This window comes from Neobacillus sp. BF23-41, assembly GCF_041106275.1.
Window position 1 is genome coordinate 93142 of the sequence record NZ_JBGBPR010000017.1, and the last position, 10585, is coordinate 103726.

At 39.8% G+C, this 10585-nt stretch carries 6 protein-coding genes and 2 riboswitches; all 6 genes read left to right on the forward strand.

All coding sequences use genetic code 11. The features are described 5' to 3' along the window. The 6 genes from AB7942_RS21950 to ptsG all read left to right on the forward strand — a co-directional run bounded on the left by AB7942_RS21950 (position 1) and on the right by ptsG (position 10270). Positions 1-1221: a DUF58 domain-containing protein gene (locus AB7942_RS21950; protein WP_369448501.1), complete on the forward strand. Its 1221-nt coding sequence runs from the start codon at positions 1-3 to the stop codon at positions 1219-1221. Beyond that, positions 1218-3437, forward strand: a complete 2220-nt coding sequence (locus AB7942_RS21955; RefSeq protein ID WP_369448502.1) for a DUF4129 domain-containing transglutaminase family protein — start codon at positions 1218-1220, stop codon at positions 3435-3437. Before AB7942_RS21950 ends, AB7942_RS21955 begins: the two co-directional genes overlap by 4 nt. Before the next feature lie 87 nt (positions 3438-3524). After that, positions 3525-3627: riboswitch (purine riboswitch) on the forward strand. A 149-nt stretch (positions 3628-3776) separates the two neighbouring features. Beyond that, the gene (guaA, locus tag AB7942_RS21960) at positions 3777-5297 is read left to right on the forward strand and encodes a glutamine-hydrolyzing GMP synthase (RefSeq protein WP_335398477.1); all 1521 of its coding nucleotides are present in this window, start codon (positions 3777-3779) and stop codon (positions 5295-5297) included. 152 nt (positions 5298-5449) lie between these two features. After that, positions 5450-5551, forward strand: a riboswitch (purine riboswitch). A 111-nt stretch (positions 5552-5662) separates the two neighbouring features. After that, complete coding sequence (locus AB7942_RS21965; protein ID WP_369448503.1) at positions 5663-6991, forward strand: NCS2 family permease; 1329 nt, start codon at positions 5663-5665, stop codon at positions 6989-6991. A 170-nt stretch (positions 6992-7161) separates the two neighbouring features. Beyond that, entirely contained in the window at positions 7162-8004 is an 843-nt protein-coding gene (glcT, locus tag AB7942_RS21970; RefSeq protein ID WP_098933776.1) for a glucose PTS transporter transcription antiterminator GlcT, read from the forward strand. A gap of 190 nt (positions 8005-8194) precedes the next feature. Then, a complete protein-coding gene (gene ptsG, locus AB7942_RS21975; protein ID WP_088085135.1) occupies positions 8195-10270 on the forward strand; it encodes a glucose-specific PTS transporter subunit IIBC in 2076 nt (691 codons plus the stop codon). Positions 10271-10585 lie beyond the last annotated feature (315 nt).

Consider the following 10585-nt stretch of genomic DNA (forward strand, 5'->3'; position numbering starts at 1 on the left):
ATGAAAAAGCTCTGGATTCCAATCAAAAAAGTGTGGAAGTTTATCCTGTTACTTTTTTTGATTCTATTAACCTTTTCTTACGCGATGTTCCAAGGGGGTTTTGTCAGCTGGTTTTTATTTTATAGCTTTTTACCCTTTGCGATCTATTGTGTGGCCATAGCCTTCTACTCCTTAAATGAACTTGAAGTCACAAGAACATTGCAAAAATTAGATTACAACGCGGGGGAACCTTTAAGGGTGGCAGTTACAGTAAAAAGATCAAAATCCTTTCCGTTATTTTATTTACTTGTCGAGGACAACTTAGATGATTCCTTGAAATTTGCCAATCAGCAAAAGAAACCAAAGGCACTTCTTTTACCGGGATTGAAAAAGGAATTTTCTTATGAATATATCATTGAAGAGCTGCCGCGCGGTGAACATTTTTTTCAGTACTTTACCTTAAGGATCGGTGATCCGCTTGGATTATTCGAAAAAGAAAAAAGGGTAACTTCAGAGAGCAAAATTATTGTCTATCCAGCTTATTCAGATCTATTATATCGACAATTTGAAAATCAGTATGATCAAGGTTTGACCGCATCAAGGGAACGTGTGCAGCGCGATACTTCAATGGCTACGGGAGTAAGGGACTACCAGCCGGGTGACAGATTTTCGTGGATTAACTGGAAAGCCTCTGCGAAACGAAACGTACTAATGACAAAGGAATTTGAGCAGCGGCAATCACATGATGTCTTTGTCGTCATGGACTGTGTACCAGATAACCATTTTGAGCCTTTGGTATCCTTTACGGCCTCATTACTGAGGGCTATTTTGAAAAAAGGAGCCCAGACTGGTCTTTTAACAATCAGCAGCGATCGAGCATCGTTCCCGATCCGAGGCGGAGAACACCATCTCCAGCAACTCTTTTATCATTTAGCAAAAATAGAAGCGAAATGTATCTCACCTTTTGAAAAGGTGTTAGATACAGATGGTCTTTTTATCCAACAAACGGTTTCGTTGATGCTTGTCACTGCACAGATAACTAAACCCTTGATTGAAAAAGCAAGTTTCCTTGGACAACGAAAAGGAGGAACCATTACGCTTTTTCTAATAAAGGGGGAGAAAGTATCCCCAACAGAAAACGAAAGATCACTTATTGCAATGGCCAATGCACGAGGGGTGCGGATTGTTATGGTTCATGAAGGCGAACACAAGGCAGCCTTTTCGGAGGTGAACTTTTTTTGATTAAAAGGGATTATCCGTCGTTTCTGTTATATACGTTTGGTTTTCTATTATTATGGGAGTGGCTTCGTCCAGTTGAACAATTAACGGAAACGGAACATATTGAAACATTTATTATGTTCCTGATTATTTCGTGTGGCCTCTCTTTTTTACATCTAAAATGGATTTGGCAATATCTGATTAAAATGATATTTATCTTATATTCTATCAACCGCATCCACTATGATGAAAGGTTCTTTCAGTTTGGCTGGGTGAAGTCCTTATTAACGGATGTGATCGATAATATTGGCTTGATCGCTGCAAGGGACTGGAGCGACTTATCCAATGAGTTCCGGACACTATTATTCTTTGTCCTGCTTTGGATAATGGTCTATTTAATTAATTATTGGCTCTTAAACCGGAAGCGAATATTTATCTTTTATTTTATGACATTGATTTATATTACCGTTTTGGATACGTTTACCCCTTATAGCGCAAAAGCGGCAATTGTCAGAACAGTGGTGGCCGGTTTCGCGGTGATGGGGATGCTGACGTTTTACCGGATTATCCAGAGGGAGAATGTAAACACCGAGCCAGCTTTCTTTCGAAGGTGGATGGTGCCGCTGGCAGGAATGATTGCATTTAGTGTTTTTCTTGGAATAGCAGCACCAAAAGCTGAACCGATATGGCCCGATCCTGTTTCCTATTTAACAGCTAATAACGATAAAGTTCCAGAACGCAATCTTAGTGGTGTGCATCGAATTGGCTACGGAACGAATGATTCGGCATTAGGCGGTCCATTTATAGGGGACAACAACCCGGTTTTTAACTATGAAGCGAACGGAAAAAGTTATTGGAAGATGGAAACAAAGGATGTGTACACAGGAAAAGGCTGGCTAACATCTGGGACAACGCCTATTTCCTTCCGTCAGGAAGACTTGGTCCCTGTTTATTCATTGCCTAAAACAGTGGAGACCATTAAGGAAACTGCCCGTGTATTAACCCATGTAGGCTATAATTATAACTATCTTATGTATCCTGCCGGTATTAATAAAGTGTTAAAAATTCTGCCGCTTGATGCAGCTGGAAATGACTTTGAGGTCGATACAACGAATGAGAGAATCAGCTTTTACAATCATAACAAAGCTCCTGTTGTACCTCGCGCCTTTACAGTTGAATTTGAAACGCCCAAATATAAAGCAAAGGATTTAGTCCAAACAACTAGTTTTGATCCGACAAGCATCAACCCTGAATTTTATGAAAAGTATACCCGACTGCCTGAGGAGCTGCCACCAAGAGTTAAAGAGTTAGCAGAAGAAATTACTGCCTCAAAATCGAATTGGTTCGATAAAGCGAAGGCAGTGGAGAGTTATTTTGGAAAAGCGGAATTCACATACGACCAAAAAAATGTTGCGGTGCCTGACACCAACGATGATTATGTCGATCAGTTTTTATTTGATACAAAAAGGGGTTATTGTGATAATTTCTCCTCATCCATGGCAGTTATGCTTCGAACACTGGGGATTCCCACTCGCTGGGTCAAAGGGTTTACGGGTGGAGATTTTCTCCAATATAGTGATGAGGCTTCAGGGGTACAGGTTTATGAAGTAACAAATAATAATGCCCACTCCTGGGTGGAGGTCTTTTTTCCAAATCAAGGCTGGGTCCCATTTGAGCCAACAAAGGGCTTTTCAAATGAAATCATCATCAATTATGAATCAGCAGCGACATCATCATCTAATCCGCAAACCAGCACACCAACTGTGAAAAAGCCTCAGCAGGAAAATCTTGATGATACGAAGGCGTCAAATGATTCGAATCAATTCTCTGATATCAAAAGAATATGGACTGATTCAAAATTGTTTTTGAAAAATAATTGGATGCGGATGGTTCTTATATTCATACTCTTAGCAGGAGTATCTACGATTCTTTATCGGGTCCGTGGGAAGTGGGTTCCGTACTTGCTGTTAGCGGTTTATCGGTTCAAGAAAAGGGACGAAAGTTTCGGGGCTGCCTACCTGGCTTTATTAGAACAGTTCGATCGCTACGGTTTAAAGCGGAAGGAGAACCAAACACTGAGGAACTATGCCCGTTATATTGATTCGTTCTTTTCGACGAGAGAGATGTCGCGATTGACAGCTATTTATGAAAATTATGTGTATCATCAAAACCTGCCGAAGGGAACTTGGGAAGAATCGCATGAATTGTGGGAAAATTTAATCAAAAAAACAATTGCTTGACCAGAAAAACGACCTATTGTTACAATATGTACTATTCAATGTCTAGCGCAAGCTATTAGCGGACTTCGCTAAATGGGTGTGCGTTTTTCAAAATATGTACGTTTTCTTCATATATCCTCGATAATACGGATCGAGAGTCTCTACCGGGTCACCGTTAAATGACCTGACTATGAAGGCGGAATTTTTCTGTGAGCTTTTTTTTCGAGGAGACTAGAATTCTGCCTTCCTGATATTTAATGGGGGGAGAATTCTAGTTTTTTTTATATCATTTGTTGTTAAGGTTAATAATAACTATATCTTGAGAAAATTGGGGTGGATGCTTTGCAAGGAAAGCATGAAATGATTATTGTATTAGATTTTGGGAGTCAATATAACCAGCTAATTACTCGCAGAATTCGCGAGTTCGGGGTATACAGTGAACTGCATCCGCATACGATTACAGCTGAAGAAATTCGCAAATTGAACCCAACTGGGATTATTTTTTCCGGCGGACCAAACAGTGTGTACGATGAAAATTCCTTCCGTTGTGATGAAGAAATATTTGAAATGGGTCTGCCTATTCTCGGAATTTGTTACGGGATGCAATTAATGACTGTCCATTTCAATGGGAAGGTTGAAAAAGCAAACCAGCGTGAATACGGAAAAGCAACTATGACGGTGCAGCATGAATCAGCGCTATTTAGCGGCCTGCCTAAAGAGCAAACCGTGTGGATGAGCCATGGCGACCTTGTGGTAGAAGCCCCTGCAGGTTTCACTGTTGACGGCACGAACCCTACATGCCCGATTTCCGCAATGAGTAATGAAGAGCGAAAGCTATACGCTGTTCAGTTTCATCCGGAAGTACGTCATTCTGTTTATGGGAATGAATTGCTTAGAAATTTTGTTTTTAACGTTTGTAAAAGCAGCGGCGATTGGTCAATGGGGAACTACATTGAAATCGAGATGGCGAAGATTCGCGAACAGGTTGGCGATAAAAAGGTGCTTTGTGCCTTAAGTGGCGGGGTTGACTCTTCCGTTGTTGCCGTGTTAATTCATAAAGCAATTGGTGACCAACTAACTTGTATTTTTGTGGACCATGGTCTTCTCCGTAAAAATGAAGCAGAAAGTGTGATGAAGACTTTCTCTGAAGGCTTCCATATGAATGTAATCAAGGTCGATGCTAAAGAACGTTTCCTATCGAAGTTGGAAGGCGTTTCTGACCCAGAGAAGAAACGGAAAATCATCGGCAATGAGTTTATCTATGTATTTGATGATGAAGCAACAAAGCTTAAGGGCATCGAGTTTTTAGCTCAAGGAACGCTTTATACCGATATCATAGAAAGTGGTACAGCTACCGCGCAGACGATAAAATCACATCACAATGTAGGCGGCCTGCCAGAAGATATGCAGTTTACATTAATTGAACCATTGAGCACCTTGTTTAAAGATGAAGTCCGTGCGCTTGGAACAGAGCTTGGCATTCCGGATGATATCGTCTGGAGACAGCCTTTCCCTGGCCCAGGTCTAGGGATTCGTGTCTTAGGGGCTATTTCAGAGGATAAACTTGAAATCGTTCGGGACTCGGATTGGATCCTTCGTGAGGAAATTAAAAAGGCTGGGCTTGACCGAGAAATATGGCAGTATTTCACTGTACTTCCAGACATTCGCAGTGTCGGGGTAATGGGTGATGCTAGAACTTACGATTATACCATCGGTATCCGAGCGGTTACCTCGATTGACGGGATGACATCCGATTGGGCAAGAATTCCGTGGGATGTCCTTGAAGTCATTTCAACGCGTATTGTTAACGAAGTAGCGCATGTGAACCGGGTAGTGTACGACATTACCAGCAAGCCGCCAGCAACGATTGAGTGGGAATAAGAGAAGCGATAGAGAAAGAACCGGGACTATAGTACCGGTTCTTATTTATTTTAGGAGTGAAATATTCACGAACGATTTTAATTTTAATTTTAAAATCGTTCGTATTTTTTGTTTACAAGATGTTTTTTTCCTGCTAAAATAAAAAACGAGTTAAGAGAATATAATAATTGCATCGTATAATCTTGGGGATATGGCCCAAAAGTTTCTACCGAGCCACCGTAAATGGCTTGACTACGCGGCAGTGTCATTAATAAAGAGGCAAGTTTCCTTTTCCTCTATTATTGCACATGCCTAAAGTCACGCTCCGGTAGAATATGCCGGAGCTTTTTTTGCATAATAAAGAAAAGATTTTAGGGGGAAAAGAAATGCAAAAGTATTTTGAGTTTGAGAAACACGGTACAAATTATCGCCGCGAGTTTATTGGTGGACTGACCACATTCTTAGCGATGGCTTATATACTAGTTGTTAACCCTTTAACATTATCATTAGCATCGATAAAGGATTATCCTGATGCCTTACGAATGGATTATGGTGCCGTATTTGTGGCGACAGCTCTTGCATCAGCACTAGGTTCGATTGTCATGGGACTTCTCGGAAAGTATCCATTGGCACTAGCCCCAGGAATGGGCTTGAATGCGTTCTTTGCTTATACAGTTGTATTAGGAAGCGGGATTCCTTGGCAGCATGCCCTTGGCGCAGTGCTTATCTCAGGTGTATTTTTCTTCTTATTAACGCTCACTGGCCTGCGAGAAAAAATTATTAACGCCATTCCAGTTGATTTAAAACACGCAGTTGGTGCTGGGATTGGCTTATTCATTACCTTTATCGGATTACAAAATGCTGGTATTGTGGTCAATAATGATGCAACACTTGTTGGTTTAGGCGATTTGACAGCAGGACCTACTTTGCTTGCTATTTTTGGGATCGTCGTGACAGTAATTATGATGACAAGAGGTATTAATGGTGCCGTCTTTTATGGAATGGTGATCACAGTAATCGTCGGAATGATCTTCAACTTAATTGATATGCCGCATAAAGTAGTCGATTCAGTTCCAAGTTTAGCGCCGACCTTTGGTGCAGCATTCTCTTCGTTCGGAGATAGTTCTTTTTATACAACTGCAATGCTTGGAATTATTCTAACCTTCTTGTTTGTTGATTTCTTTGACAATGCTGGTACACTTGTCGCAGTAGCGAACCAAGCGGGAATAATGAAAGACAATAAGCTGCCTCGAGCTGGACGCGCGTTAATTTCGGATTCGATTGCAACAACTGTCGGTGCAGTACTTGGTACATCCACTACAACATCTTATATTGAGTCATCTGCAGGGGTCGCCTCTGGAGCGAGAACTGGATTTGCAGCTTTAGTAACAGCCGGATTCTTTATCTTATCGCTATTCTTCTTTCCGTTATTATCGGTTGTTACAGCACCTGTAACGGCACCTGCGTTAATTATTGTTGGGGTATTAATGGTATCTTCATTAGGGAAAATTGATTGGCAGCGTTTTGAGATTGCTGTTCCAGCATTCTTAACGATGATTGCGATGCCACTGACTTACAGTATTGCCACTGGTATTGCTGTTGGGTTTATCTTCTACCCAATTACGATGATCGTAAAGGGCAGAACAAAAGAAATCCACCCGGTCATGTACTTCTTCTTTGTAATCTTTGTACTATATTTCATTTTCTTAAAATAAGTCAAAAGGAACTGTGGCCTGCCACAGTTCTTTTTTATTGGGTTGAGAGGGATGAAGTTTGAATAACTAGTCGTAAGTTCATGTAGCTGTCGAACTTTGTCGTTGACTTCCTGTTTTCTGTCTTTTATCCTGTAAATAATAGGTTAAAAGGTAGAAATGGGGAATTGGGTATGGCAGAACTGCTGATTGAAAAGGTTTTAAATAATAATGTTTTAATTGCTGAACACCCTTCCTATGGAGAAGTTGTTTTGATTGGGAAAGGACTTGGCTTTAATCGCAAGCGCGGGGACTATATCGAAACAGATTCAGTGGAAAAACTTTTTGTCTTAAAAAATGAAAAGGAACAAGAAAATTATATTAAATTGCTTCCTTTTATCGATAATGAATACTTAGAGGTAATCATAGCCTCTATTGAATTAATCAAACAACGAACAAATTCGATGTTAAACGAACATATCCATGTGGCATTAACGGACCATCTAATGTTTGCTTTAACGAGAATCTCGCAAGGAATGGAAATGAAAAATCCATTTTTAGTGGAGACGAAAGCGCTTTATCGTCATGAGTATGAAGTGGCAAAAGATGTGGTGGAGCTTATTAAGGATAAGACAGGAATTAGCCTTCCAATTGGTGAAATAGGATTTATCGCCCTGCATATTCATAGTGCGCTAACAAATAAAAATCTTTCGGATGTAAATCAACATTCACAACTAGTCAGCAGATTGGTTGATATGGTAGAAGAACAGCTTGAAATAGAGATAGATAAAGAAGGAATCGATTATATGAGACTTGTTCGTCACCTTCGCTTTGCCATTGATAGGGTAGTTAAGGGTGAAAAAGTCGATGAACCAGAAAAAATCGCTTCCCTATTGAAAGATGAATATCCAGTATGTTATAATCTCTCATGGAAGCTCATTAAAGTGATGCAACAATCATTAAAATTGAAAGTCTTTGATGCAGAAGCAGTATATTTAACAATGCATTTGCAGCGACTTCAAAAAAAATTTAAATAGCACTTATTTTTTACGTGTTACTGATTCGATCAGGCATGAGTAAAAAGTTTAATTGAAATGAAGTTAATGGGGAAATCTATACCCATAATTTCATTCAATTGGATTTTTACTCATGCCTTTTTTATTGTGTTTTTTGTGGACAATGTAACCGCTTTATGAGCTAAACGAAAAAATTTAGGAGGGATTTTTTATGTTTAAAAATGCTTTTGGTGTTTTACAGAAAGTCGGTAAAGCACTTATGCTACCAGTAGCGATCTTGCCTGCTGCCGGGATATTATTAGCAGTTGGTAATGCACTTCAAAACCCAACATTAATTGACCTCGCCCCGTTCTTAGATAATAGTGGGATCGCGATGGTTGCGAAAATTATGGAACAGGCAGGTAGTGTTATATTTGGTAACCTGTCGTTATTATTTGCCGTTGGGGTAGCGATTGGACTAGCTGGAGGAGAAGGTGTAGCTGGACTTGCTGCTATTGTAGGTTTCCTGATTATGAATGCAACCATGGGAACTGCTTTAGGAATAGATGCAGATGCGCTTGCGAAGCATCCTCAAAGTTACGCGTCAGTTTTAGGGATTCCAACACTGCAAACCGGTGTTTTTGGAGGTATCATCGTCGGTCTGATTGCCGCGTACATGTATAATAGATTCTTCGAAATTGAATTGCCATCCTATCTAGGATTCTTTGCTGGTAAGCGATTCGTTCCAATTGTAACTGCTGCCAGTACTGTTCTTTTAGGATTGCTAATGATTGTTATTTGGCCGCCAATTCAAAATGGCTTGAATCTATTCTCAACCAACATGGTTGATGCAAACAGAACTGTTGCTGCTTTTATTTTTGGAGTCATTGAACGTTCATTAATTCCATTTGGATTGCATCATATCTTCTATGCACCATTCTGGTATGAATTTGGCAGCTATACAAATGCCGCCGGAGATCTTGTCCGTGGTGACCAACGTATTTTCATGGAACAAATTAAAGATAATGTCCAACATTTAACTGCGGGTACATTCACAACAGGTAAATATCCATTCATGATGTTTGGACTTCCTGCAGCTGCACTTGCTATTTACCATGAAGCACGTCCAGAAAAGAAAGTGTTTGTAGGAGGATTGATGGCTTCTGCAGCGTTAACTTCTTTCCTAACAGGTATTACAGAACCAATTGAATTCTCATTCTTGTTTGTTGCACCAGTATTATTTGGAATCCACGCAATTTTTGCGGGATTATCCTTTATGACAATGCACTTGTTAAATGTAAAAATCGGGATGACATTCTCTGGTGGATTAATTGACTATGTTCTATTCGGTTTAATCAACCCACAAACAAATGCGTGGATCGTCATTCCAGTAGGTCTAGTTTTTGCATTGATTTATTACTTCGGTTTCCGTTTCGCGATCCGCAAATGGAATTTAAAAACACCAGGTCGTGAATTAGAAGAAGAAGATGATAGCCAAGCGCCGACAGGCAAAGCTGGCTCAGGTGATTTAGCAGCTAATATTTTAGATGCTATGGGCGGTAAGGAAAATATTGCTCATTTAGATGCTTGTATTACACGTCTTCGTGTATCTGTTAATGATAGTAAAAACGTTGATAAAGCCCAATTGAAAAAACTTGGTGCGGCAGGTGTCCTTGAAGTAGGTAATAACATTCAAGCGATTTTTGGACCGCGTTCTGAAACAATCAAAGGACAAATGAAAGATATCATGTCAGGTAAGCGACCTCGTACGACTTCTGTTGCTACACCAGAAAAAGGTGCAGAAAAACAGAACGAGGCCACTAATTCAGATGCACTTCAAAAAGCACGTGAAAATGAAGTATTTGCAGCACCGCTAAAAGGGGAAATCAAGCCGATTACCGAAGTGCCGGATCAGGTGTTTGCTGGAAAAATGATGGGCGATGGCTTTGCAATCGTACCGGCAGAAGGATTGATTGTTTCACCTGTCAACGGAAAAATCGTAAACCTATTCCCAACAAAACATGCAATTGGTATTTTATCAGATACTGGTCGTGAAATACTGATTCATGTGGGTATTGATACAGTTAATTTAAAAGGCCAAGGATTTGAGACATTAGTGTCAGAAAATGACATTGTCGAACAAGGACAGCCTTTATTAAAAGTTGATTTAAATTACATTAAAGAACATGCAACATCCACAATCACACCGATTGTCTTCACGAACTTAGCTGAAGGTGAAAAAATTGTCATCAATAAGCAAGGTCAAGTGGAGTTGAAGCAAGAAGGTATCATTAAGATTACTAAGTAAATTGGAAGCCGGTCCAAATGTTTGGATCGGCTTTTATATTTATAATAGAAGAAAGTGGATATAGGGAAAATTATTTGAAAATTTTATTGACGTTGTCTAAATTAGGTGGTAGTATATTAAAGCAGTCGTTATTGACGAGTTAACAACTTGTTGGTGTTGAAAAACATTTGATAAATTGGTTGACAACGAATTGCTGAAATGTTATAGTTGTAAAGTTGCTTCAAACGAAGTAGCGAGCTTGTTCTTTGAAAACTAAACAAACAAAATCGTGCAAACAAACAAAAATTTTAGTTTCAATTAAGAAACTAAGCCAAC

What these genes read in the sequence shown, in the direction of transcription:
- AB7942_RS21950 (WP_369448501.1), top strand. Translation starts at nt 1, where the DNA reads ATGAAAAAGCTCTGGATTCCAATCAAAAAAGTGTGGAAGTTTATCCTG.
- guaA (WP_335398477.1), top strand. Translation starts at nt 3,777, where the DNA reads ATGATTATTGTATTAGATTTTGGGAGTCAATATAACCAGCTAATTACT.
- AB7942_RS21965 (WP_369448503.1), top strand. Translation starts at nt 5,663, where the DNA reads ATGCAAAAGTATTTTGAGTTTGAGAAACACGGTACAAATTATCGCCGC.
- glcT (WP_098933776.1), top strand. Translation starts at nt 7,162, where the DNA reads ATGGCAGAACTGCTGATTGAAAAGGTTTTAAATAATAATGTTTTAATT.
- ptsG (WP_088085135.1), top strand. Translation starts at nt 8,195, where the DNA reads ATGTTTAAAAATGCTTTTGGTGTTTTACAGAAAGTCGGTAAAGCACTT.